Raw genomic sequence first — 23,187 nt, 5'->3', positions numbered from 1 at the left:
AATGAATACACAGCAGCAAACAGCTTAATCTAGCCAAATGCACACATTCATTTATATGGGACGAGATGGTCGTTTATGAGACAAACCTTAAGTTATTCGGTTAATTAAACTACTGGCTGCTCAGACATGCCTTCAATCAGTATTTTAGCAACCTCAGGACGGGAGAACTCAGGCGGCGGGCAAATGCCATCGCGCAGCAATGCGCGTACCTTCGTACCCGAAAGCGTCAAATGATGCTCCTTGTCATGAGGGCAAGTTTTTGAAGTAGCCATGTTGCCGCACTCTTTGCAGAAGAAGCTGTGCTCGAAATAAAGTGGAGTAATGCCTAGATCCTCTACTGGAATCGTTTTGAGCAGATCCTGAGCTTCGTATGTTCCATAGTAGTCGCCTACACCGGCATGATCGCGTCCAACAATAAAATGCGAGCAGCCATAGTTTTTACGAACAAGAGCATGGAAGATCGCCTCACGAGGCCCAGCGTAACGCATAGCTGCCGGGAATACGCCAAGGAATACACGATCCTTCGGATAATAGTTGTCAAGCAGTGCAAGATAGCTCTTCATCCGTACATTCGCAGGAACATCGTCCGATTTCGTTTCACCAACGAGCGGATTGAGGAAAAGCGCATCAACAATTTCCATTGCTGTTTTTTGAATGTATTCATGCGCGCGGTGAACCGGATTGCGAGTTTGGAAGCCAACTACGGTTTTCCAGCCCTTTTCTGCAAATAAACGACGCGTTTCCGCTGGGTCAAAATAAAACTCGTTAAACTTCTCAGGCTGCGGACGATTCAGCACCGTAATTTCTCCGCCTACATTTATGGAAGAGCGTTCGAACAGCTTTTGAACGCCTGGGTGCTCCAAATCATCTGTCTTGAACACATTCACTGCTTCAACTTTATGGTCAACCGAATAAATGCTATCAATGCTGATAATTGCGTATGTTACGCCATCTTCACCGACTAGCGCTGCACGTTCTCCTGCGGACAGCTCTGCTGCCTTCGCTTCTTCTACAGCAAGCGTAATAGGAATGCTCCATACCGTGCCATTTGCTAGACGCATGTCTTTCACAACGGACTGGTAATCAGCTTCGTTCATAAAACCAGTAAGTGGGGAAAATGCTCCAACTGCGATCAAATCAAGGTCAGATATAGCCCAAGTGTTGATCGTAATCGATTTAAGGGTAGCAGCTTCAGCTAGTAATGCTTCACGTTGTTCGCCCGTAGCGACACGGTTAACGAGTACGCCGCCGTGCGGTAGAATTTGACTCATTGATATTGCTCCTCCTCGAGAGTGCTTATTTATGCAATCCGCATTCTGTTTTTTCTTGACCTGCCCAGCGTCCAGCGCGTGGATCTTCACCAGGCATTACTTTGCGCGTGCACTGCTCGCAACCGATGCTCGGGTAGTTTTGATCATGCAATGGGTTGTAAATAACATCATTCTCGCGAATATAGTTCCATACGTCCTCGGATGTCCAGTGAGCGATTGGATTAAATTTAACGAGCCCGAATTTTGTGTCGTACTCAATTTTTTTGGAATTCGCACGAGTAGGTGCTTGATCGCGGCGAATACCCGTAATCCAAGCATCATATTTCGAAAGAATTTGGGTTAATGGTTTAACTTTACGAATGTTGCAGCATGCGTTCGCATCGGATTTCCAAAGCTCTTCGCCAAACTGAGCAGCTTGCTCCTCAGGTGTAATTTCAGGCTTTACTTCTACGAATGGAATGCCTGGGTAGCGCTTAGCCATCAAATCACGAGTCTCATACGTCTCTTTGAAATGGTAATCCGTATCTAAATAGAAAATGTCCGTTTTCGGGCTAATTTTCTGCAGCATATCAACAAGCACAACATCTTCAGCACCAAAGCTGCATGCAAACGTAATATTTGGGAAAGTTTCTACCGCAAACGCAATAATTTCTTCCGGTGTTGCGTTTTCGAGCTCAACTTCCTTTTGTTTGATAAGCGCTTCTTTTTCAAAAAGGTTCATTATTTTGCCCTCCGTTTTTAATTCCTAGTAAATTGCTCTGTATAAAAATTATACGTCCAAAAAGTGAAATGTTCAATATAAGTTTTAACCAAAATGAAATAAAGTTTGAAATTTTATTGGACGCACCAAAAAACACCTTATGCGTCTTCCGATCAGCAAAGGTGTTTTTAAGTGAATAGCAGTAAAAAAGTCTAAATTGGTTGTAGCTTTTCTTCTTAAAACAAAAAAATGCCCTCTCTGGCAAGCAGAGAAGACATTTTGAAGTATTAACGTTTCGAGAATTGTGGAGCGCGACGAGCCGCTTTAAGACCGTATTTTTTACGCTCTTTCATACGCGGATCACGAGTTAGGAAGCCAGCACGTTTTAGAGCCGGACGGAATTCAGGGTCTGCTTTAAGCAAAGCACGTGAAATACCGTGACGGATAGCGCCTGCTTGACCGGACATACCGCCGCCGTTAGCAATTACTAGTACATCGTAGTTAGACAATGTGTCAGTAAGGTTAAGCGGTTGTTTTACGATCAGCTTCAATGTTTCTAGACCAAAATATTCATTAAGGTCGCGTTTGTTAATAATGATTCGTCCTTCACCCGGCACAAGACGTACACGTGCAACAGAGTGTTTACGACGACCGGTTCCATAGTATTGCACTTGAGCCATGAAACTTGTCCTCCTCTTTATTACCCGCGAAGTTCGTAAACTTCAGGGTTTTGTGCTTGATGCGGATGTTCAGCACCTGCGTATACTTTAAGTTTAAGCTTCATTTTGTTACCAAGACGGTTCTTAGGCAACATGCCGTGTACAGCCAGTTCGATTACGCGTTCTGGCTTGTTTTTAATCATCTCTTGAGCCGGAGTGGATTTCAATCCGCCGGAGTACATGGAGTGACTGTAGTAAATTTTATCTGACATTTTCTTACCTGTCAGATGGATTTTTTCAGCGTTGATAACAACAACGAAATCGCCTGTATCAACATGTGGCGTAAATGTCGGTTTGTGTTTGCCGCGGATCAGGGCAGCAACTTCACTCGCCAAGCGGCCTAGCGTTTTGCCTTCCGCATCGACGACGAACCATTTACGATCAACTTCAGTTGATTTAGCCATATAAGTGGTACGCATGGATGATCCTCCTTAATTTCATACATTAATCGTTTTTATAACAACGTAAACGTTGATTTGTTTGTTCATTGTTGATAGCCAAGTTTGTGACAATCTCAGTCGGGGCTGTGGGTTAGCCACTTCGAAAGCACAAGTTATATTCTACTATAAAGAATAAGTAAGTGCAAGTAATTTATAGTGATTTATCCCTGTATTTCGCTGGAATATTCAACATCCATCAACATCAATCCATGCGGCATTGCCGTAGGACCAGCAAGCGAACGATTTCGCCCCTCAAGGATGTTTTTGATCTCCGATGAAGCCATCTTCCCTTCGCCAACCCATAGTAAAGTTCCCATAATGACTCGAACCATATTGTACAGAAAACCATTGCCTGTCACGTACATATGCACGATTGGGCCTTCCTGAACAAAATCTGCTTCATAGATCGTACGAATATGATGAGGCTTGGTTGAATGTATCGATGTGAAGGAAGTAAAGTCATGTTTACCTACTAGGTAGCTGAGACCTTCCCGCATCGCATCCACATCAAGCGGCGTCGGATGATGAAAGCGATATTGTCGGCCAAATACATCAGGAAACTTACCAGTATCAATCGTATAGCGATACGTTTTGCGCTTAGCGGATCTTCTTGCATGAAAATGTTCTGGCACATCGAATGCTTCAATAATGACGATATCCTTCGGCAACCGCGTATTAAGCGCAATCGCCCATCTCTCTGTCGGAATCGTAGATTCCGTATAGAAATTGAATATTTGTCCCCGCGCATGCACTCCCGCATCTGTGCGACCCGAGCCAATAATAATGGTCGTCTCGCCCGTCAGCTTCTTAATGGCCTTCTCTATTTCACCCTGAACCGTTCTGCCGTAAGGCTGCGTCTGAAAACCGTTGAAGCCTGCCCCGTCATAACTGACCTTTACGCATATATTCCTCAACCTATCCCCCCCTTTAACTATAGGGATACCTAAACGTCCAAAATTCCCTCTTGCTAAGAGAACCTAAGATGCTAAGCCTTATGGACACCTGTAGGTATCACACAAGCTCATCTATTGCCCCTGGCATGAATAACAAATCATTCTTTTCAAACAAAAAAAGGTGGCCGCAAGGGTCCACCCTTTTCATTAAAATATAAGAAGTATAGGGAGACCCTAATACTTACTTATATTTTATTGCGTTGGCAGCTCATCCCCCACGTTGGCAGGCACAAGCCGTTTACCGCTCGCGTATAAAGCTTGGACAAGGTTTAACGCTGTGGACAAGCTTATACATTTCATTTATTAGGTAACCTACGCGCGGTCAACCAATTCTAGGTAAACCATAGGCGCAGCATCGCCGCGACGGGGTCCTAGTTTTAGAATACGCGTGTAGCCGCCTGCACGCTCCGCATAGCGAGGTGCTAGATCGGAGAATAGCTTTTGAATAGCGTCTTGTGTACCATCGACAGTTTCGCGACGAACATAAGCAGCTACTTGACGACGAGCATGAAGATCACCTTGCTTAGCTTTAGTGATCAGCTTCTCAGCGATTGAACGAACTTCTTTCGCTTTAGCTTCAGTCGTTTGAATACGCTCATAAAGGAACAAGTCAGTAACGAGGTCACGGAACAAAGCTTTCCGTGCACTAGCGTCACGTCCTAATTTTTGATATGCCATCTTGTTTTCCCCTCCCTTGCTCTTAAGTCTTCACTAGTTGGTTACTACTCTTCCATGCGAAGGCCCAAACCAAGCTCTTCAAGCTTCTCTTGAACTTCCTCGAGGGATTTACGGCCCAGGTTACGGACCTTCATCATATCCTCTTCGGATTTCGTAATTAGCTCTTGAACCGTGTTGATTCCAGCGCGTTTCAAGCAGTTGTAAGAACGGACGGAAAGATCAAGTTCCTCGATCGTCATCTCTAGAACTTTCTCTTTCTTATCTTCTTCCTTCTCAACCATTATTTCAGCGTCTTTGGCTTCATCGGTCAATCCAACGAACAAGTCCAAATGCTCGGTCAAAATTTTAGCGCCGAGGCTCACAGCCTCTTCCGGTCTAATACTACCGTCAGTCCATACTTCAAGCGTTAGCTTGTCGTAGTTAGTTACTTGACCAACACGCGTATTTTCAACGCTATAATTTACACGAGTAATTGGCGTGTAAATCGAATCTACAGGAATTACACCAATCGGTTGTTCGTCTTTCTTGTTGCGATCCGCTTGCACGTAACCGCGTCCCCGATTAGCAAATACCCGCATATGGAGCCGCGCGCCGGAGGCCAAGGTTGCGATGTGAAGATCAGGGCTTAAAATCTCGACATCGCTGTCTGCTCGAATGTCGCCCGCTGTAATATTCCCTTCGCCATCCGCGTCGATTTCCAACACCTTTTCTTCATCGGAGTGGATTTTCAACGAGAGGCCCTTCAGGTTCAGAATGATTTCGGTAACATCCTCAATCACTCCGGGAACCGTAGAGAACTCGTGAAGCACTCCATCGATTTGAACCGAAGTTACTGCTGCACCCGGCAACGACGACAACAAAATTCGGCGAAGCGAATTCCCAAGCGTCGTGCCATATCCGCGTTCAAGCGGCTCGACGACGAAACGTCCGTAAGTTCCTTCATCATTCAGTTCTACGGTTTCGATTTTCGGCTTTTCGATCTCAATCACTAATAGTACCCTCCTTCAAACGTCGCTCCGTTAGCTTACGTTATTTTAAGTCAAACCTTGTAGTATGCCAAACCTTCACAACCATTATTCACAAGTTGTTGATATTTGATACCACATCAGATCCAACTATACGCGACGACGTTTCGGAGGACGGCATCCGTTATGAGGAACTGGTGTTACGTCTTTAATGAGGTTAACTTCCAATCCAGCAGCTTGAAGCGAACGAATCGCAGCTTCGCGGCCAGCGCCTGGTCCTTTTACCATCACTTCGACAGTTCTCATGCCATGCTCCATCGCAGCTTTAGCAGCTGTTTCAGCAGCCATTTGCGCTGCGAAAGGCGTGCTCTTACGTGAGCCTCTGAAGCCCATGTTGCCAGAGCTTGCCCATGAAATTGCATTGCCGTGAGGATCCGTGATCGTAACGATCGTATTGTTGAATGTCGAGCGAATGTGCGCAACGCCAGTCTCAATATTCTTCCGGTCGCGGCGTTTTGTACGAACGACTTTTTTTGGTTTAGCCATTGTCCATTATCCTCCCTTCTTATTTCTTCTTGTTAGCTACAGTCCGACGAGGACCTTTACGCGTACGTGCATTTGTCTTAGTACGTTGACCGCGAACAGGCAAGCCGCGACGGTGACGAAGTCCACGGTAGCATCCGATTTCAGTCAGACGTTTAATGTTAAGTGAAATTTCACGACGCAAGTCGCCTTCTACTTTAACAGATTTATCAATTGCTTCGCGAAGGCGAGCAAGTTCGTCTTCTGTCAAGTCACGAACACGAGTGTCGTAGCTAACTTCAGCTGTATTCAAAAGTTTTTGCGACGTTGTTTTGCCGATACCGAAAATGTATGTCAGGGCGATTTCGACGCGTTTGTCACGCGGCAAGTCTACACCAGCTATACGTGCCATAGGCTATATTCCCCTCCTTCTATCCTTGTTTTTGTTTGTGTTTCGGATTTTCACAAATCACCATAACGTTGCCTTTGCGACGAATGACTTTGCATTTTTCGCAGATCGGCTTTACCGAAGGTCTAACCTTCATTGTGATTACCTCCCGAATCTTTCGTAATAAGCCCCAAATTGAGCCTATTTACGATAGGTGATGCGCCCTTTTGATAAATCATAAGGCGATAACTGTATAACCACCTTGTCTCCTGTCAGGATGCGAATAAAGTGCATTCTGAGCTTACCGGAAACATGTGCGAGAATTTGATGACCGTTCTCCAGCTCCACCTTGAACGTGGCATTCGGCAACGGTTCAATAACCGTACCTTCGACCTCAATGATGTCTTCCTTAGCCAACCGTCATTCTCCTTTCGCATTTAAATACTTCTGAATTGCATAACGTAACTTTGCGTTGGTCACCCTGCCGGTCTCTTGCATACTGCTTGAAACCTCAGAACTAATTGCAGGCTGTAACTCGAGATGCAGAACGTTCTTTTTCTTCGGTCCATCGAATCGGCGCTTATGGCCATCGGCAATCATGACGAATCGCTCATCAACAATTGCTAGGATAACAGCATAGCTTTCCTCATCTTTACCGCGAAGTACTTTGACGAACTGACCAATCTGGGGACGAGCTTCCATCGTCATACTATGGTTGCTGCGGCAAAATGGTCAATATTTCAAAGCCGTCCTCTGTAACAGCTACTGTATGCTCGAAATGAGCACACCATGAGCCGTCTTCCGTTACAACCGTCCAATTGTCTTCGAGCGTCCGGACATATCGTTCACCGATATTAACCATTGGTTCGATTGCAAGCACCATTCCGGTCTTCAGACGAGGTCCGCGATCTGGTATGCCGTAGTTCGGTATTTGTGGTTCCTCATGGAGGTCCGCGCCGATTCCGTGCCCTACGTATTCCCGTACTACGGAGAATCCTGCATCTTCAATTACCTTTTGAATAGCATGCGAAATTGTATATAGCCTAATATCCGGTTTGACGAGCGCAAGCCCCGCATAAAGCGATGCTTCCGTCACATCGAGCAACTTCTGAACTTCAGGGGTTACAGCTCCTACCGCATAGGTCCAAGCTGAATCACCGTGATAGCCTTCAAATTGCGCACCGATATCGATACTAATTATATCGCCTTCGTTCAACTTGCGTGACCCAGGGAAGCCGTGCACCAGCTCATCATTCACAGAAGCACAAATGCTGGAAGGGAAACCATTGTAACCTTTGAAGGAAGGAATCGCATTTTGACTCTTAATGTACGTTTCAGCGATTTGGTCAAGCTCACGAGTAGTGATGCCTGGTTTCACAGCCTGCGCCATCAATCGATGCGTTTCCGCAACAATGCGTCCTGCTTCCCTCATATAACGCAGCTCCGATTCGGATTTGCATATAATCATTACAATGAACCTCGCAAGCAGGAAACGATGTCTGATGTTACAACATCAATGTCCTTCTCGCCGTCGACTTCGCGAAGGAGACCTTTAGCACTGTAGTAATCGAGTAGAGGTGCGGTTTTGGATGTATACTCATCCAAACGAGTTCCGACCTTTTCCTCTGTATCATCAGAACGCTGATACAATTCTCCGCCGTCTTTGTCGCAGATACCTTCGACCTTAGGTGGATTAAAGATTACATGATAAGTCGTACCAGTCGTTTTCGATATGCGTCTGCCCGTCAAACGAGCAAGCAGCAAGCTGCGATCAACTTTTAAATTTACAACATGGTCAATACTGCGTCCGAGCTCCGCAAGCATAACATCAAGTGCTTCTGCTTGCTGCAGTGTGCGAGGAAACCCGTCGAGCAAGAATCCATTTTTGCAATCGGCTTGTTCAAGTCTTTCCTTTACAATGCCGTTCGTGATCTCATCGGGAACGAGCAAGCCTTGATCGACATACTCTTTCGCTTTGATTCCAAGTGCGGTTCCTTGTTTCATAGCGAGGCGGAATGCATCACCAGTGGAAATGTGGGGAATACCGAACTCTTCTACGATCCGTTCAGCTTGTGTACCTTTACCGGCACCCGGAGGGCCCATGAATAAAATGTTCATTGCTGAGTTCCTCGCTTTAAGCACAATAGGCTCGGGCGGGCTGCCGCAGAGCGCCTGTTGACGAACGCGGAAGCCCGGTCAGAACCTATTGTTATTTATTGATAAACCCTTTGTAATGGCGTTTGATCAACTGGCTCTCGATTTGCTTCATCGTATCAAGTGCAACACCGATAACGATTAGTAATGAAGTACCACCTAGCTGCACTGACTTAGGTAATCCAGCAAGTGTCCCGAAGAATACCGGAATGATTGAGATAACGGCCAAGAAAATTGCACCTGTCAACGTAATACGCGACATAACGCGTGTTAGGTAAGACGAAGTTGGCTTTCCTGGACGAATACCTGGAATATATCCGCCATTTTTCTTCATTTGATCGGCCATTTGAACCGGATTAATCTGAACGAAAGTGTAGAAGAAGGTAAACCCGATGATTAACAATACGTACAATACCATACCAAGCGGCTGGTCATAGCTCATATTCTTAATAATCCAGTCTGCCCAACCCTGAGTGGACCAAAACTGAGCAATCGTAACCGGGAACATGATGAGTGAAACCGCGAAAATGACCGGAATAACGCCTGCGCCGTTCACTTTCATCGGAATGTGCGTCGATTGTCCGCCGTACATTTTCCGTCCAACAACACGTTTTGCGTATTGAACAGGAATTTTACGAATACCTTGCTGTACGAATATAACACCGACGATGATTGCGATAATCGCAATCAGAATCAGTACCATTTTGATAATGTTCAGGAACAGTTGGTCTTGAGCACCTACGAACTGATCTTCGACGATCGTACGAATGTGTCCAGGAATACCAGCTGCGATTGCTGCAAAGATAAGAATGGAAATACCATTTCCGATTCCTTTTTCCGTAATTTGCTCACCCAGCCACATCAAGAAAGCAGTACCTGCTGTCAAGATAATAGCGATAAGCAAGTAATCAACGAATGTTGCGCCAACGATCATTTCATAACCGTATTGACGGTTAAAGCCGATCGCTGTTGCGAAACCTTGGATCATACCAAGAACAATCGTACCATAACGAGTGATTTGTGCGAGCTTACGTTTACCGTTCTCGCCTTCCTTTGCCCACTCAGCAAATTTCGGGATAACATCCATAGACAACAACTGTACGATAATCGACGCTGTAATATATGGGGTAATTCCGATTGCAAAGATAGAGAATTGGAACAAAGCACCGCCGGAAAACGTGTTAAGCAAGCCGAACAGTTCCGAACCGGCTGTATTAACTTGCTTAAACACATCTTTGTTTACATCAGGTACCGGAATAAAAGCACCGATGCGGTATATTAATAGGATGAAAAGGGTGAAGAGGATCCTTGTACGAAGATCCGCCACTTTCCAAATATTGGACACGGTCTTGAACAATTAGATCACCTCGGTTTTACCGCCGGCAGCCTGGATTTTCTCTACCGCAGATTGAGAGAACTTGTTTGCTTTAACAGTAAGTGTAACGCTAACTTCACCATTACCCAAAATTTTGATTCCTGCGAGCGGGTTCTTAACGATCCCAGTCTCGATGAGAACTTCTGGAGTGACTTCAGTACCTGCTGCAAAAGCATTTAGCTCTTCAATGTTGACAATTGCGTACTCTTTGCGGAACGGGTTATTAAATCCGCGTTTCGGCACTCGACGATACAAAGGATTTTGTCCGCCCTCGAAACCAGGACGAACGCCGCCGCCGGAACGAGCGTTTTGACCTTTGTGACCTTTACCGGCGGTTTTACCGTTACCGGAACCGATACCGCGACCTTTGCGCTTTGGCGCTTGGGTTGAGCCCGGTGCTGGTGCTAGCTCATGCAATTTCATCGTTCGTGCACCTCCTTATTTAATTCTTAGAACAGCTATCTATTCTTGTACTTCTTCAACTTTTACCAAGTGACTAACAGTGTTAACCATGCCGCGGACAGCTGGGCTATCGTTCAAAACAACTGCTTGACGAATCTTCTTAAGACCGAAAGACTCAACCGTTGCACGTTGTTTCTCGTTGCGACCGATTAAACTGCGAACGAGGGTGATTTGCAATTTTGCCATCTTATTTCCCTCCTTAGCGTAACAGCTCTTCGACTGTTTTTCCACGAAGCTTAGCAACTTCTTCCACGCGTTTAAGACGGGAAAGACCTTCAAGCGTTGCATTAACCATATTCATGGAGTTCGAAGAACCTAGCGATTTCGTCAAGATGTCGCCGACACCAGCAAGTTCAAGAACTGCACGAACTGGGCCGCCAGCGATAACGCCAGTACCTTCTGAAGCTGGCTTCAAAAGAACTTCACCTGCACCGAAATGTCCGAGTACAAGATGGGGAATAGTCGTGCCAACGATTGGTACGTGGATCAGGTTTTTCTTAGCATCTTCAATACCTTTGCGGATTGCATCAGGTACTTCGCCTGCTTTACCGATCCCTGCGCCAACGTAGCCTTTACCGTCGCCGACTACTACTAGTGCACTAAAGCTGAAACGGCGTCCGCCTTTTACAACTTTAGATACGCGATTGATATTAACAACTTTTTCAGTCAGTTCTAACGTATTTGGATCTACACGCAAGTCGTTTAACCTCCTTATAAATAAAGTCGATTAGAATTCTAGGCCAGCTTCACGAGCTGCTGTAGCAAGTGCCTGAATTCTGCCGTGATACAAGTAACCGCCGCGATCAAATACTACTTGGGTTACACCCTTAGCTTGAGCGCGTTTCGCAATCAATTCTCCGACTTTGCTAGCTGCATCGATGTTACCACCGTTGCCAATTGCTTCAGTCAATTCTTTATCCTGTGTGGATGCAGAAACGATTGTTACTCCTGAAACATCGTCGATTAATTGAGCATACATATGCTTGGAGGAACGGAATACAGATAGACGCGGACGTGCAGCTGTACCGTTAATTTTTTTACGAACACGAAGGTGTCTTTTCAGACGAGCCTTGTTTTTGTCGCCTTTCGTAATCATACAAAGTTCACTCCTTTCTTTCAGCCTTAAGACGCTATCTTAAGCAAACGAACCGTTTGCTTATTTTTTCTTACCAGCTTTACCTTCTTTACGGATGATGCGTTCGCCTTCATACTTGATACCTTTACCTTTATACGGTTCTGGTTCACGTACGGAACGAATTTTCGCTGCAGTTGCGCCAACTAGTTCTTTATCGATACCACGAACAGTAATCTTAGTGTTCGCAGGAACGTCGAACTCGATGCCGCTATCTGGAGTGATCTCAACTGGGTGAGAGTAACCAACGTTAAGTGTGATTTTGTCTCCAGTTTTGCTTGCACGGTAACCTACGCCAACTAGCTCCAAGTTTTTGGAGAAGCCTTCAGTAACGCCGCTCACCATGTTAGCGATGATGCTGCGAGTTGTTCCGTGCAACGAGCGATGCAATTTATTATCGGAAGGACGTTCTACTAGGATTTCAGTTTCAGTTACATTCACAACCATATCTTTGTGAATTTCACGGGAAAGTGAGCCTTTCGGTCCTTTTACAGTAATAACTGTGTTGTCCAAGCTGATTGTTACGCCGTTAGGCACTTGGATTGGTTTGCGACCAATACGGGACATTGTTACACCTCCTATCTTTGTGACTTGTTACTTACCAAACGTAGCAAACTACTTCGCCGCCAGATTTAACTTGGCGAGCTTCTTTATCAGTCATAATCCCTTTGGAAGTGGAAATAATTGCAATTCCAAGTCCACCGAGTACACGAGGGATTTCAGTTGATTGTGTATAAACGCGAAGGCCTGGTTTTGAAATACGTTTCAAGCCAGTAATAACGCGTTCTTGGTTAGGGCCGTATTTCAAGAAAATACGGATAATCCCTTGTTTGTTGTCTTCGATATATTCAGCGTCGCGGATAAAACCCTCGCGCTTCAAAATCTCAGCGATTTGCTTCTTCATTTTCGAAGCGGGCATTTCCACGGTCTCGTGACGAACGACATTCGCGTTACGAATACGCGTCAACATATCTGCAACCGGATCAGACATAACCATTGTGTTAACCTCCTTCCCAAACTAGGCTGATTACCAGCTTGCTTTTTTAACGCCAGGAATCTGGCCCTTATGTGCTAACTCACGGAAACAAATCCGGCAAACTTTAAACTTTTGCAAAACAGAATGCGGACGGCCGCAACGCTCACAGCGCGTATACGCGCGCACTTTAAATTTCGGTGTGCGTTGTTGCTTCACTTTCATCGAAGTTTTTGCCACTGGGTATTACACCTCCTAAAAGTGGATTACTTCGTAAACGGCATGCCCATTTGGGTCAGCAGTTCACGAGATTCTTCGTCCGTTTTTGCCGTCGTGACGATGACGATGTCCATACCGCGCACTTTATCGACTTTGTCGTACTCGATCTCTGGGAATATCAATTGCTCTTTCAAACCAAGCGTATAGTTACCGCGGCCATCAAAAGCTTTGTTTGATACACCGCGGAAGTCACGTACACGCGGAAGAGAAATGTTGAACAGTTTATCAAGGAAATGGTACATACGCTCACCGCGCAAAGTAACTTTAACCCCGATTGGCATGTTCTCACGAAGCTTAAAGCCTGCAATAGACTTCTTCGCACGAGTAACGACTGGTTTTTGACCGGAAATGATACGTAGTTCTTCAACAGCTACATCAAGGATTTTCGAATTGGAAACCGCTTCGCCTACCCCCATGTTGATAACTACCTTCTCAATTTTCGGCACTTGCATAACAGACGTATAGTTGAACTTCTGCATAAGAGCAGGAGTTATTTCGTTTAAGAAACGACCTTTCAATCTTGCTGCCATTGATCATGGACCTCCTTTCCTACCGTAACGATTAGTCGATTACTTCTCCGGAACGTTTCGCGATCCGAACTTTCTTGCCGTTGTCGAGCACTTTGTATCCGATACGTGTTACTTTACCGCTCTTCGGATCGATATGCATAACGTTTGATACGTGAATTGGTGCTTCTTGTTCGATAATACCGCCCTGTGGGTTAGCTTGTGATGGACGAGTATGTTTCTTAACAGTATTTACACCTTCTACAAGAACGCGATTTTCACGCGGGTATGCAGCGATAACGCGGCCCTTCTTACCTTTATCTTTACCGGTAATTACGATAACCGTATCGTCTTTTTTCACGTGCAATTTGTTGTTATGGGATTCGAGTACTTTTTTCAGCCTTGGCATGAGTTACACCTCCTGCACGCTTGTGCTTTCAAGCTTATATAGGTTGTTAGATTACTTCTGGAGCAAGCGATACGATTTTCATGAAATCTCTATCGCGAAGTTCACGGGCAACTGGTCCAAAGATACGTGTGCCACGTGGGCTTTTGTCTTCTTTAACGATAACAGCTGCGTTTTCGTCAAATGCGATGTACGAACCGTCTTTACGACGAACCGAACGTTTTGTACGAACGATAACCGCTTTAACAACGTCACCCTTTTTGACAACGCCGCCTGGTGTTGCTTGTTTTACTGAGCAAACGATCAAATCGCCGATGTGTCCAACGCGACGTCCCGTTCCACCAAGTACACGGATACACATCAATTGTTTTGCGCCAGAGTTGTCAGCAACCGCTAAGCGCGAAAATGGTTGAATCATTTCAACGTCCTCCTTTCGGAAAAATGCTCAGATACTGCATACGCTCATTAGATAATAACAGCAACTTCAACAACTTCCACAAGTCTGAAGCGCTTATCTTTCGATAGCGGACGAGTCTCCATGATTTTCACGATGTCGCCAATCTTCGCTTGGTTATTTTCATCGTGCGCCTTAAATTTTTTCGTAACTTTAATGCGTTTATGGTACAATTCGTGTTTTTTATATGTTTCAATAGCAACTACGATTGTTTTATCCATCTTGTCGCTTACCACTTTGCCAATTAACACTTTGCGGGCATTGCGTTCGCTCATGTTCTTCCTCCTTCCTTCAGCCATGATTATGCATTCATGTAAGGGATTTACTAGCTGCTAATTCCGAGTTCTCTTTCACGCAAAATCGTTTTAGCACGAGCGATTCCTTTACGCACATCACGGATCCGAGTCGGGTTATCCAATTGGCCAGTAGCCAGTTGGAAACGAAGATTGAAAAGCTCTTCTTTAAAACCAGCGACCTGTTGTTCAAGCTCAGCAGAGGTTAGGTTTCTAAATTCACTAGCTTTCATTTGCTTCACCACCCACTTCTTCACGCTTCACGAATTTAGTCTTGATTGGCAATTTATGAGCCGCAAGACGCATCGCTTCACGAGCGGTTTCTTCGGATACACCAGCAAGTTCAAACAGGATTTTACCTGGTTTAACTACGGCTACCCATTTCTCAACGTTACCTTTACCACTACCCATACGCACTTCAAGAGGCTTTTGAGTAATAGGTTTTGCAGGGAAAATCTTGATCCAAACTTTACCGCCACGTTTGATGTAGCGAGTCATAGCGATACGAGCCGCTTCAATCTGACGGTTTGTGATCCATGATGGTTCTAGAGCTTGTAGACCGAATTCACCGAATGCTACTGTAGTGCCGCCTTTAGCGCGACCCTTCATATGACCGCGTTGTTGTTTGCGGTGTTTGACACGTTTAGGTACCAACATGATTAGTTGCCTCCTTCCTGGGGAGCTTTCTTCTTAATCGGAAGGACTTCGCCGCGATAGATCCATACTTTAACGCCGATACGGCCGTATGTTGTAGCCGCTTCAGCCGTGCCATAATCGATATCTGCACGTAGTGTATGAAGTGGTACTGTTCCTTCGCTGTAGCCTTCCGAACGTGCGATTTCCGCGCCACCGAGACGACCGCTAACTGCGGTTTTGATCCCTTTAGCACCTGAACGCATGGAGCGTTGAATTGCTTGCTTCAATGCGCGACGGAAAGATACACGACGCTCAAGTTGTTGTGCAATGCTTTCAGCTACAAGAATAGCGTCAAGATCTGCATGTTTGATTTCAGAAATGTTGATGTGAACTTTTTTGCCTTTAGAAATTTTACCAAGCTCAGTACGTAGGTTTTCTACCTCTGAACCGCCTTTACCAATAACCATACCTGGTTTTGCGGTTTGAATCGTAACGTTCACGCGGTTAGCTGCACGTTCGATCTCGATGTGAGAAACTGCTGCGTCTTTCAGCTTGTTTTTCAAATATTCACGGATTTTAACGTCTTCCATAAGAAGATCGCCGAAATCTTTGCCAGCGAACCATTTGGACTCCCAATCACGGATAACACCGACCCGGAAGCCTATTGGATTTACCTTTTGACCCACACGTATTCCCTCCTTATTTTTCAGATACCACCAAGGTAATGTGGCTGGTTCTTTTATTGATCCGGCTTGCGCGACCCATCGCACGTGGACGGAAACGTTTCATCGTTGGCCCTTGGTTAACAAAGGCTTGCGAGATAACCAATTTGTTCACGTCAAGCTGGTAGTTATGCTCAGCGTTAGCAATCGCAGAGTTCAACAGCTTCTCCAAAATTGGGGATGCAGACTTAGGCGTGTGACGCAAAATCGCGATTGCTTCGCCAACTTGTTTACCGCGAATCAAATCCGCAACAAGCTGTGCTTTACGAGGTGCAATACGAATATATTTAGCGTGCGCTTTAGCTTCTGGCATGTAGGAACCTCCTCTCGTTCAGTTAGAGATGTTTAAGGGCAAATTAACGTCTGCCCGTTTTTTTGTCTTCACCGGCATGGCCTTTATACGTACGAGTTGGTGCAAATTCACCAAGCTTGTGTCCAACCATATCTTCCGTTACATATACAGGCACGTGCTTGCGTCCGTCATATACCGCAAACGTGTGACCTATGAATTGTGGGAAAATGGTCGAGCGGCGGGACCAGGTTTTGATAACGACCTTTTTCTCAGCTTCGTTCAATACCTCGACTTTTTTAAGCAGGTATCCGTCAATAAACGGACCTTTCTTTAAACTGCGACCCATTTGTGTTCCTCCCTTCAAATAAGCGGTAGCGATACTTTCGTATCACGCGGTTTTTATCAAGCAGCTATTATTTCGTGCGACGACGAATAATGTATTGGCTTGATGCTTTTTTCTTCTTACGTGTTTTGTAACCAAGAGTTGGTTTACCCCATGGTGACAACGGAGATTTACGTCCGATTGGAGCACGGCCTTCACCACCACCGTGTGGGTGATCGTTAGGGTTCATGACAACACCACGTACAGTTGGACGATTGCCTAACCAACGGTTACGGCCGGCTTTACCGATTTTCACGAGTTCGTGATCTTCGTTACCAACAGAACCAATTGTTGCACGGCAAGTGTTCAAGATACGACGAACTTCACCTGAAGACAAACGAACGGATACATAGTTTTCTTCTTTACCAAGAAGTTGAGCACTAGTACCAGCTGCACGAACAAGTTGTCCGCCTTTGCCTGGTTTTAATTCGATGTTGTGGATAACTGTACCGACAGGGATATTAACAAGCGGCATTGCATTGCCGGGTTTAATATCAGAGCCTACTCCAGATACCACTTGATCTCCAACTTTCAAACCTTTAGGAGCGATGATATATGCTTTTGCACCATCAACATAATGGATCAAAGCGATGTTGGAAGAACGGTTTGGATCATACTCGATCGTAGCTACGTTACCAACGATACCGTCTTTAGTACGTTTGAAGTCGATGATACGGTATTTACGTTTGTGTCCGCCGCCATGGTGACGAACCGTAATTTTACCTTGGTTGTTGCGTCCAGCTTTTTTGAAAAGTGGAGCAAGCAACGATTTCTCCGGTGTACTTGTCGTGATCTCTTCGAAAGTCGAGACCGACATGTTACGACGTGCAGGAGAGGTCGGTTTGTACTTTTTAATAGGCACTTTGATTTCCTCCTTTTCTAAACAGACGTTTCAAAGAATTCAAGTTCTTTGCTATCAGCGCTCAATTGAACGATGGCTTTTTTCCAATCCGGTCTGTATCCGCTATGTTTACCATAACGTTTCGGTTTACCCGCAACACGCATTGTGTTAACGCCGGTTACTTTTACTTTAAAGATTGATTCAATCGCAAGTTTGATTTCAGTTTTGTTTGAACGAAGATCAACTTCGAAAACATACTTTTTATCAACCATGTAATCGCTCGTACGTTCCGTGATAACCGGGCGCTTGATAATATCGCGTGGATTTTTCATTACGCAAGCACCTCCTGTACTTTCTCTACTGCTTCTTTAGTGATGATAAGGTTGTCATGCACCAAAACATCCAGAACATTGATGCCGTCAGCTGCAACGAACTTCACACCTGGGATGTTACGAGCAGACAATGCTACGTTATCTTCATAATTAGCCGTTACTACAAGAGCTTTGCGGCCAACTTTAAGGTTGCTTAGAATTGCTGCGAATTCTTTCGTCTTAGGAGCTGCAAATGTCAGTTGATCCAAAACGATAATCTCGTTTGCAATCACTTTCGAAGACAATGCCGATTTAATCGCTAGACGACGAACTTTCTTAGGAAGTTTGAAGCCATAAGAGCGTGGAGTAGGTCCGAAAACCACACCGCCGCCAACCCATTGCGGGGAGCGAATACTACCTTGACGAGCACGGCCAGTACCTTTTTGTTTCCAAGGTTTACGACCGCCACCACGTACTTCGGAGCGTCCTTTAGTTTTGTGATTGCCGAAGCGTTCAGATGCTTGTTGATTAACAACAGCACTGTGCAAAACGTGAACATTTGGTTGAATTCCGAAAACCGTTTCAGCCAGTTCAAGTTCGCCCACTTGCGCGCCACTCACGTTATATACTGTTACTTTTGGCATTTCCTGTTCCTCCTTTCTTTAAGATCAATTATTTCTTAACAGTTTGCTTAACTTTTACGAATCCGTTTTTCGGGCCCGGAATCGAACCTTTTATTAGAAGAACGTTACGTTCTACATCTACACGGATAACTTCAAGTTTTTGAATCGTAATTGTTTCGTGACCCATATGTCCTGGAAGGCGTTTGCCTTTCGGTACACGGTTCGCTTGGATAGAACCCATCGAACCTGGTCCACGGTGGTAACGGGAACCGTGAGACATAGGACCCGTGCTTTGTCCCCAACGTTTGATAACGCCGGCAAAGCCTTTACCTTTTGAAATACCTGTTACGTCAACGAATTCGCCTTCTGTGAATAGGTCAGCTTTAACTTCTTGGCCAACTTCATAATCACCTAGATTAATTCCGCGAATTTCACGAACGTAGCGCTTAGGTGTTGTGTTAGCTTTTTTAGCGTGACCAGCTTCTGGCTTGTTCGATCTGCTCTCCTTCTTATCGGAGAAACCGAATTGAACTGCTTCGTAGCCATCGTTTTCTTGGTCTTTCTTTTGAAGTACTACGCAAGGTCCAGCTTCGATAACCGTTACAGGAACGACATTACCTTCAGCAGTAAACACTTGAGTCATACCAAGTTTTTTTCCTAAGATACCTTTCATGTTGACACCTCATTTCCTTTCTATAATCGCATATGCTGATATTACAGTTTGATTTCGATATCTACACCGGATGGTAAATCCAGGCGCATCAACGCATCAACCGTTTGCGGCGTTGGGTTTACAATGTCGATCAAACGCTTATGAGTGCGTTGTTCGAATTGCTCCCTAGAATCCTTGTACTTGTGTACCGCACGGAGAATGGTGATGATTTGCTTTTCCGTTGGCAACGGAATCGGCCCGGATACGCCTGCACCGGAACGTTTTGCAGTTTCAACGATTTTCTCTGCGGATTGATCAAGAATCCTGTGATCGTATGCTTTCAAGCGGATACGAATCTTTTGCTTTGCCATATAAGTCCCTCCTTCTTTCGCCCAATTTATTATCGGACATACTCCGTGAGAAAACCCTGCACATGCCCCATGGCAAAGGGGCCGGGTGTGTCGGCAACCTCTCACATCATCGCAACGTCAGACCAACAGTCAATATTATACCGAATCTAATAGGCAAATGCAACATAAAGTTTCTTCTTTCTTTTTACCGTCGTACAACTGCAGAAAGATTAACAATAATGTCTTGTAAGCCATCTCTACATTCGCCCATTATGTCCCTTATTACAAGTATTTAGAACACTATCATTATAATAACGGACTTAATGGGCGCTATATGATTATATACATCATCCGGATGAAAATACACCACCAAATAACGCCAACCTTCACATTTACATAAAAAACACGCAGCGACCACATGTCGCTGCGTGTTTTCCTTCTATAATAACAGGGTTGAAGTGAAGTATCCGCAGGCTCTGATTCTACTTGTTTAGAAGGTGCAGGCAGCTATGACTTTTCTAACAGAGCTGCACACTCTCCATCCAACACTTCATATTCAGAGTTATAACGTCCTAACCAAGTACGATACGATCATCCGCAAGTTTCTTTCCGCTTATCAACTCAAACTCACCTAGCAGTTGTTGTACGGTAAGATCCTTTTTGCGTTCTTCTGGTACATCAAGTATAATCCGGCCTTTGTCCATCATAATAAGTCGATTGCCTAGACGTATGGCCTGCTCCATATTATGAGTAACCATAAGCGTAGTCAAATTCATCTCGCGAACTAGGTTTTCCGTTAAAGTCGTAATGAGCTCCGCTCTTGAAGGATCAAGCGCTGCCGTATGTTCATCAAGCAATAAGATTTGTGGTCTTGTAAAGGTAGCCATCAATAGGCTTAACGCTTGGCGTTCTCCACCTGACAATAAACCCACCTTTGCCCCAAGTCGATTTTCGAGACCTATACCGAGGCGCTGCAGCTCTTTCTTAAAAATGGCACGTTTTGCGCGTGTTACGCCAAAGGAAAAACCACGTGACTTTCCACGAGCATAAGCTATCGCCAAATTTTCTTCAATGGACATACGTGGCGCTGTTCCTGCCATCGGATCCTGAAATACTCGGCCAATCCAGCGGCTGCGCTCATATTCCGATAGATGACTTATATTGTTGCCGTCAATTCGGACTTCGCCCGCGTCCGGCTTCATCACGCCGGATATAATGTTCATTAATGTAGATTTGCCTGCTCCGTTACTACCGATAACCGTAATAAAATCGCCTGGCTTCATAATAAGATTGGCACCTACGAGCGCTGTCTTCTCATCAACGGTACCAGGATTAAACAGCTTGGACACTTTAGCGATCTCCAACATTAGCGTCCACCTCCAGGCTGAATATTATCCAAGGATGCCAGCATTTCTGCCGTTCGTCTTTTGGCTATATTCTTTTGCTTCAATGTTCTTCTTATCGTAGGTATGATCAATGCAAAAATGATGATTACTGCTGTAATAAGCTTCATATCAGAAGCATCCAACCATTCAACACGTAGTGCAAATGCATAAATAATTCGATAAATAATCGAACCAAGTATAACAGCCAAAGTTGCTCTAAAGATTGTGYGGGATCCGAATATCGCTTCACCAATAATAACGGATGCAAGACCAATAACGATCATACCAATACCCATGCTATTATCCGCATATTTATTATAATGTGCGACTAATGCACCTGAAGTGGCAACTAGTGAATTCGACAAAGCCACGCCAAAAATCGTCGTAACATCTGTATTTGCGCCAAAACTGCGAATCATGCGAGAGTTATCCCCAGTTGCGCGAAGACTCAATCCCAGATCCGTACGGAAAAATAGATCGAGAACCAACTTAACCACAACAACAAAAATGATCATAACAACTAATGTGGATACATTACTAAATAAATTTTCTTGTCCCCTTAAGGAAACGTTTGGTTTTCCCAAAATTCTTAAATTGATTGAATACAATGCTATCATCATAATAATGCCTGACAATAGTCCGTTTATTTTACCCTTTGTATGGAGTAAGCCTGTACATGTACCCGCTATAGCCCCACCTGCAAATGCACATAATACAGCAATCCATGGAGCTGTTCCATTAACCGTCATAACCGTACCGATAGCTGCACCTGTAGTAAAGCTGCCATCTACCGTCAAATCCGGAAAATCAAGAATTCGAAACGTTATATATACTCCAAGTGCCATAAGCGCATACAATAATCCGCTCTCTATAGCTCCCTGCATTGATACGAGCATATGACATACCTCCTTTTTCATAACAAGGGGGTGAACGAGTAGCCCGGTCACCCCTTTTGAACTTATGAGCCTGTTATTTTTAGCAAATGAATTTAAATTTACTCGATAATGTTGTTTGCTTGATCTTTAACGAATGCTTTCATCTCGTCAGTAACTGTAATGCCTTGCTCAGCTGCTGCTTTCAAGTTGAAAATGAAGTCAAGTTTCTGTGGCACTGTAACATCCATGTCTGCTGGTTTTTTGCCATTTTTCAAAATCTCTACTGCCATTTGGCCAACTTCATAACCATGGTCATAATATTTGAAGCCTACTGCCGCGAAAGCACCTTTTTCTACCGTATCACGGTCAGCAGAGAAGAAAGGAATATCATTTTTATTAGCCACTTCAATAATAGCATCAACGCCGCTTACAACCATATTATCCAAAGTGATGTAGATAGCTTCTACACGACCAACTAGTGATTCTGCCGCTTGTTTAACATCTGAAGAGTTCGCTACTGAAGCTTTAACGAGTTTAATGCCATGTTCAGCTAGAGCCTTTTCAGCAATGTCGCCCATTACAACCGCATTAGGTTCTCCTTCATTAATAACAAGGCCCACATTTTTTACATTAGGAAATTGAGCAGCGATAAAATCCATCGTTTGTTTAATGGCATCTGGATTCGTATCAGAAGCACCAGTAACATTTCCTCCTGGAGCTTTCAATTGTGTAACGATTCCTGCATCAATCGGATCTGTAACTGCAGCGAATAATACAGGGATGTCCTTGACTTCATCAGCCAAGCTTTGTGCAGTCGGAGTTGCAATTCCTAATGCAAGGTCACTTTTACTTGATTTAATCTTTTGTGCAATTGTAGCAATATTCGCTTGCTCACCTTGTGCATTATTGAAGTCGATTTTAAGATTTTTGCCTTCTTCAAATCCACCATCTTTTAGTGCTGCAATAAAGCCTTCGCGCGTTGCATCCAATGATGGGTGCTCAACAATTTGTGAGATCGCGATCGTATACTGTTTCTCACTGTTGCCTGAACCCGATTTATTTCCTTCGTTCTCTGTGCCTGCTTTACCTGAGTTTGCACCACATGCTGCTGTTACTACCATAACTGAAGCTAATACCAAGCTAAGTAAAAATTTTCTGTTCATTCTTCAAACCCCTCTCATCATATAAATTCTCTTGTAATGAAGCCGTTTGCAAAAAAACATGTACAGCAAAGCATTATCGCTTTCTATCATTAAAGCCTATGTCTGTGCGTAATGACTTCAATTAATGAGTGAAGGACAAGCTCTACCTACTATTCCTTAATATTAAATGGGCTTACGGCATACAGTCAATGAATAGTTATTTGTAAAATTAAGTAAGAAGCCCTATTGACCGTTTTACATAGAAAAATAAAAAGCCCTCACCGAAGTGAGGGCTTTTGTCATTCA

General features: G+C 44.5%; 39 protein-coding genes. All 39 read right to left on the bottom strand.

Features of this window, described 5'->3' with window-relative positions:
- Positions 1 to 104: 104 nt before the first annotated feature.
- The gene (sat, locus tag AC1DOV_RS30740; protein WP_441885667.1) at positions 105 to 1,271 is read right to left on the bottom strand and encodes a sulfate adenylyltransferase; all 1,167 of its coding nucleotides are present in this window, start codon (positions 1,269 to 1,271) and stop codon (positions 105 to 107) included.
- Between the two features lie 25 nt (positions 1,272 to 1,296).
- A complete protein-coding gene (locus AC1DOV_RS30735; RefSeq protein WP_076271416.1) occupies positions 1,297 to 1,992 on the bottom strand; it encodes a phosphoadenylyl-sulfate reductase in 696 nt (231 codons plus the stop codon).
- Between the two features lie 266 nt (positions 1,993 to 2,258).
- Positions 2,259 to 2,651 (bottom strand): 30S ribosomal protein S9, encoded by a 393-nt coding sequence (gene rpsI / locus AC1DOV_RS30730; RefSeq protein WP_054025303.1) that lies wholly within the window; start codon positions 2,649 to 2,651, stop codon positions 2,259 to 2,261.
- Positions 2,652 to 2,671: 20 nt separating this feature from the next.
- Entirely contained in the window at positions 2,672 to 3,109 is a 438-nt protein-coding gene (gene rplM / locus AC1DOV_RS30725; protein WP_054025304.1) for a 50S ribosomal protein L13, read from the bottom strand.
- A gap of 182 nt (positions 3,110 to 3,291) precedes the next feature.
- Positions 3,292 to 4,044, bottom strand: coding sequence for a tRNA pseudouridine(38-40) synthase TruA (truA, locus tag AC1DOV_RS30720; RefSeq protein ID WP_054025305.1), 753 nt, complete (start codon positions 4,042 to 4,044; stop codon positions 3,292 to 3,294).
- Between the two features lie 351 nt (positions 4,045 to 4,395).
- Positions 4,396 to 4,761: a 50S ribosomal protein L17 gene (gene rplQ / locus AC1DOV_RS30715; protein WP_076271417.1), complete on the bottom strand. Its 366-nt coding sequence runs from the start codon at positions 4,759 to 4,761 to the stop codon at positions 4,396 to 4,398.
- A gap of 44 nt (positions 4,762 to 4,805) precedes the next feature.
- Positions 4,806 to 5,750 carry a DNA-directed RNA polymerase subunit alpha gene (locus tag AC1DOV_RS30710; protein WP_053373922.1) on the bottom strand — a complete coding sequence of 315 codons (945 nt, stop codon included), beginning with the start codon at positions 5,748 to 5,750 and terminating at the stop codon, positions 4,806 to 4,808.
- Between the two features lie 126 nt (positions 5,751 to 5,876).
- Positions 5,877 to 6,272: a 30S ribosomal protein S11 gene (rpsK, locus tag AC1DOV_RS30705; RefSeq protein ID WP_054025307.1), complete on the bottom strand. Its 396-nt coding sequence runs from the start codon at positions 6,270 to 6,272 to the stop codon at positions 5,877 to 5,879.
- A gap of 19 nt (positions 6,273 to 6,291) precedes the next feature.
- Positions 6,292 to 6,660: a 30S ribosomal protein S13 gene (gene rpsM, locus AC1DOV_RS30700; RefSeq protein ID WP_054025308.1), complete on the bottom strand. Its 369-nt coding sequence runs from the start codon at positions 6,658 to 6,660 to the stop codon at positions 6,292 to 6,294.
- 19 nt (positions 6,661 to 6,679) lie between these two features.
- Positions 6,680 to 6,793, bottom strand: coding sequence for a 50S ribosomal protein L36 (gene rpmJ, locus AC1DOV_RS30695; RefSeq protein WP_003333770.1), 114 nt, complete (start codon positions 6,791 to 6,793; stop codon positions 6,680 to 6,682).
- 44 nt (positions 6,794 to 6,837) lie between these two features.
- On the bottom strand, positions 6,838 to 7,053 hold the full coding sequence (gene infA / locus AC1DOV_RS30690; RefSeq protein WP_053373919.1) for a translation initiation factor IF-1: 216 nt from the start codon (positions 7,051 to 7,053) through the stop codon (positions 6,838 to 6,840).
- Between the two features lie 3 nt (positions 7,054 to 7,056).
- A complete protein-coding gene (locus AC1DOV_RS30685) occupies positions 7,057 to 7,338 on the bottom strand; it encodes a KOW domain-containing RNA-binding protein (protein ID WP_144376900.1) in 282 nt (93 codons plus the stop codon).
- A gap of 7 nt (positions 7,339 to 7,345) precedes the next feature.
- Entirely contained in the window at positions 7,346 to 8,104 is a 759-nt protein-coding gene (gene map / locus AC1DOV_RS30680; RefSeq protein ID WP_339205286.1) for a type I methionyl aminopeptidase, read from the bottom strand.
- Positions 8,104 to 8,754 (bottom strand): adenylate kinase, encoded by a 651-nt coding sequence (locus AC1DOV_RS30675; protein ID WP_076271420.1) that lies wholly within the window; start codon positions 8,752 to 8,754, stop codon positions 8,104 to 8,106. The genes map and AC1DOV_RS30675 overlap by 1 nt, the downstream gene beginning before the upstream one ends.
- Before the next feature lie 91 nt (positions 8,755 to 8,845).
- On the bottom strand, positions 8,846 to 10,147 hold the full coding sequence (secY, locus tag AC1DOV_RS30670) for a preprotein translocase subunit SecY (RefSeq protein ID WP_076271421.1): 1,302 nt from the start codon (positions 10,145 to 10,147) through the stop codon (positions 8,846 to 8,848).
- Positions 10,148 to 10,588 carry a 50S ribosomal protein L15 gene (gene rplO, locus AC1DOV_RS30665; protein WP_053373914.1) on the bottom strand — a complete coding sequence of 147 codons (441 nt, stop codon included), beginning with the start codon at positions 10,586 to 10,588 and terminating at the stop codon, positions 10,148 to 10,150.
- Positions 10,589 to 10,627: 39 nt separating this feature from the next.
- Positions 10,628 to 10,813, bottom strand: a complete 186-nt coding sequence (gene rpmD / locus AC1DOV_RS30660) for a 50S ribosomal protein L30 (protein WP_076271422.1) — start codon at positions 10,811 to 10,813, stop codon at positions 10,628 to 10,630.
- A gap of 13 nt (positions 10,814 to 10,826) precedes the next feature.
- Positions 10,827 to 11,324: a 30S ribosomal protein S5 gene (gene rpsE, locus AC1DOV_RS30655; RefSeq protein WP_054025314.1), complete on the bottom strand. Its 498-nt coding sequence runs from the start codon at positions 11,322 to 11,324 to the stop codon at positions 10,827 to 10,829.
- Between the two features lie 30 nt (positions 11,325 to 11,354).
- Positions 11,355 to 11,723 (bottom strand): 50S ribosomal protein L18, encoded by a 369-nt coding sequence (rplR, locus tag AC1DOV_RS30650; RefSeq protein WP_054025315.1) that lies wholly within the window; start codon positions 11,721 to 11,723, stop codon positions 11,355 to 11,357.
- 60 nt (positions 11,724 to 11,783) lie between these two features.
- Positions 11,784 to 12,326: a 50S ribosomal protein L6 gene (gene rplF, locus AC1DOV_RS30645; protein ID WP_076271423.1), complete on the bottom strand. Its 543-nt coding sequence runs from the start codon at positions 12,324 to 12,326 to the stop codon at positions 11,784 to 11,786.
- Positions 12,327 to 12,357: 31 nt separating this feature from the next.
- Positions 12,358 to 12,756, bottom strand: coding sequence for a 30S ribosomal protein S8 (rpsH, locus tag AC1DOV_RS30640; protein ID WP_053373909.1), 399 nt, complete (start codon positions 12,754 to 12,756; stop codon positions 12,358 to 12,360).
- A gap of 30 nt (positions 12,757 to 12,786) precedes the next feature.
- A complete protein-coding gene (locus AC1DOV_RS30635; RefSeq protein WP_054025317.1) occupies positions 12,787 to 12,972 on the bottom strand; it encodes a type Z 30S ribosomal protein S14 in 186 nt (61 codons plus the stop codon).
- Between the two features lie 26 nt (positions 12,973 to 12,998).
- Entirely contained in the window at positions 12,999 to 13,541 is a 543-nt protein-coding gene (gene rplE / locus AC1DOV_RS30630; RefSeq protein WP_053373908.1) for a 50S ribosomal protein L5, read from the bottom strand.
- Between the two features lie 31 nt (positions 13,542 to 13,572).
- Positions 13,573 to 13,926, bottom strand: coding sequence for a 50S ribosomal protein L24 (gene rplX / locus AC1DOV_RS30625; RefSeq protein ID WP_076271424.1), 354 nt, complete (start codon positions 13,924 to 13,926; stop codon positions 13,573 to 13,575).
- Between the two features lie 46 nt (positions 13,927 to 13,972).
- Positions 13,973 to 14,341, bottom strand: coding sequence for a 50S ribosomal protein L14 (gene rplN, locus AC1DOV_RS30620; RefSeq protein WP_076271425.1), 369 nt, complete (start codon positions 14,339 to 14,341; stop codon positions 13,973 to 13,975).
- Positions 14,342 to 14,388: 47 nt separating this feature from the next.
- Positions 14,389 to 14,652 carry a 30S ribosomal protein S17 gene (gene rpsQ / locus AC1DOV_RS30615; RefSeq protein WP_076271426.1) on the bottom strand — a complete coding sequence of 88 codons (264 nt, stop codon included), beginning with the start codon at positions 14,650 to 14,652 and terminating at the stop codon, positions 14,389 to 14,391.
- A gap of 50 nt (positions 14,653 to 14,702) precedes the next feature.
- A complete protein-coding gene (gene rpmC, locus AC1DOV_RS30610) occupies positions 14,703 to 14,903 on the bottom strand; it encodes a 50S ribosomal protein L29 (RefSeq protein WP_053373905.1) in 201 nt (66 codons plus the stop codon).
- Positions 14,893 to 15,327, bottom strand: coding sequence for a 50S ribosomal protein L16 (rplP, locus tag AC1DOV_RS30605; protein WP_028609647.1), 435 nt, complete (start codon positions 15,325 to 15,327; stop codon positions 14,893 to 14,895). The genes rpmC and rplP overlap by 11 nt, the downstream gene beginning before the upstream one ends.
- 2 nt (positions 15,328 to 15,329) lie before the next feature.
- Positions 15,330 to 15,992 (bottom strand): 30S ribosomal protein S3, encoded by a 663-nt coding sequence (rpsC, locus tag AC1DOV_RS30600; RefSeq protein ID WP_054025321.1) that lies wholly within the window; start codon positions 15,990 to 15,992, stop codon positions 15,330 to 15,332.
- Positions 15,993 to 16,005: 13 nt separating this feature from the next.
- Positions 16,006 to 16,341, bottom strand: coding sequence for a 50S ribosomal protein L22 (gene rplV, locus AC1DOV_RS30595; protein WP_076271427.1), 336 nt, complete (start codon positions 16,339 to 16,341; stop codon positions 16,006 to 16,008).
- 43 nt (positions 16,342 to 16,384) lie between these two features.
- A complete protein-coding gene (gene rpsS / locus AC1DOV_RS30590) occupies positions 16,385 to 16,666 on the bottom strand; it encodes a 30S ribosomal protein S19 (RefSeq protein ID WP_053373902.1) in 282 nt (93 codons plus the stop codon).
- Between the two features lie 67 nt (positions 16,667 to 16,733).
- Positions 16,734 to 17,564 (bottom strand): 50S ribosomal protein L2, encoded by an 831-nt coding sequence (rplB, locus tag AC1DOV_RS30585; protein WP_076271428.1) that lies wholly within the window; start codon positions 17,562 to 17,564, stop codon positions 16,734 to 16,736.
- 17 nt (positions 17,565 to 17,581) lie between these two features.
- Positions 17,582 to 17,875: a 50S ribosomal protein L23 gene (gene rplW / locus AC1DOV_RS30580; RefSeq protein ID WP_054025324.1), complete on the bottom strand. Its 294-nt coding sequence runs from the start codon at positions 17,873 to 17,875 to the stop codon at positions 17,582 to 17,584.
- Positions 17,875 to 18,498: a 50S ribosomal protein L4 gene (gene rplD, locus AC1DOV_RS30575; protein ID WP_053373899.1), complete on the bottom strand. Its 624-nt coding sequence runs from the start codon at positions 18,496 to 18,498 to the stop codon at positions 17,875 to 17,877. Before rplD ends, rplW begins: the two co-directional genes overlap by 1 nt.
- 28 nt (positions 18,499 to 18,526) lie before the next feature.
- Entirely contained in the window at positions 18,527 to 19,150 is a 624-nt protein-coding gene (gene rplC, locus AC1DOV_RS30570; RefSeq protein ID WP_076271429.1) for a 50S ribosomal protein L3, read from the bottom strand.
- Between the two features lie 41 nt (positions 19,151 to 19,191).
- Positions 19,192 to 19,500 (bottom strand): 30S ribosomal protein S10, encoded by a 309-nt coding sequence (gene rpsJ / locus AC1DOV_RS30565; RefSeq protein ID WP_017692074.1) that lies wholly within the window; start codon positions 19,498 to 19,500, stop codon positions 19,192 to 19,194.
- 551 nt (positions 19,501 to 20,051) lie between these two features.
- Positions 20,052 to 20,846, bottom strand: a complete 795-nt coding sequence (locus AC1DOV_RS30560; protein ID WP_076271430.1) for an ABC transporter ATP-binding protein — start codon at positions 20,844 to 20,846, stop codon at positions 20,052 to 20,054.
- On the bottom strand, positions 20,846 to 21,760 hold the full coding sequence (locus AC1DOV_RS30555; RefSeq protein ID WP_477551845.1) for an ABC transporter permease: 915 nt from the start codon (positions 21,758 to 21,760) through the stop codon (positions 20,846 to 20,848). The genes AC1DOV_RS30560 and AC1DOV_RS30555 overlap by 1 nt, the downstream gene beginning before the upstream one ends.
- Positions 21,761 to 21,858: 98 nt before the next feature.
- Positions 21,859 to 22,902 (bottom strand): ABC transporter substrate-binding protein, encoded by a 1,044-nt coding sequence (locus tag AC1DOV_RS30550; RefSeq protein ID WP_076271432.1) that lies wholly within the window; start codon positions 22,900 to 22,902, stop codon positions 21,859 to 21,861.
- Positions 22,903 to 23,187 lie beyond the last annotated feature (285 nt).

The organism is Paenibacillus sp. 01T47, assembly GCF_056398245.1.
The sequence above is the reverse complement of the archived record's forward strand: the minus strand, read 5'-3'. Positions and strand labels throughout refer to the sequence as shown.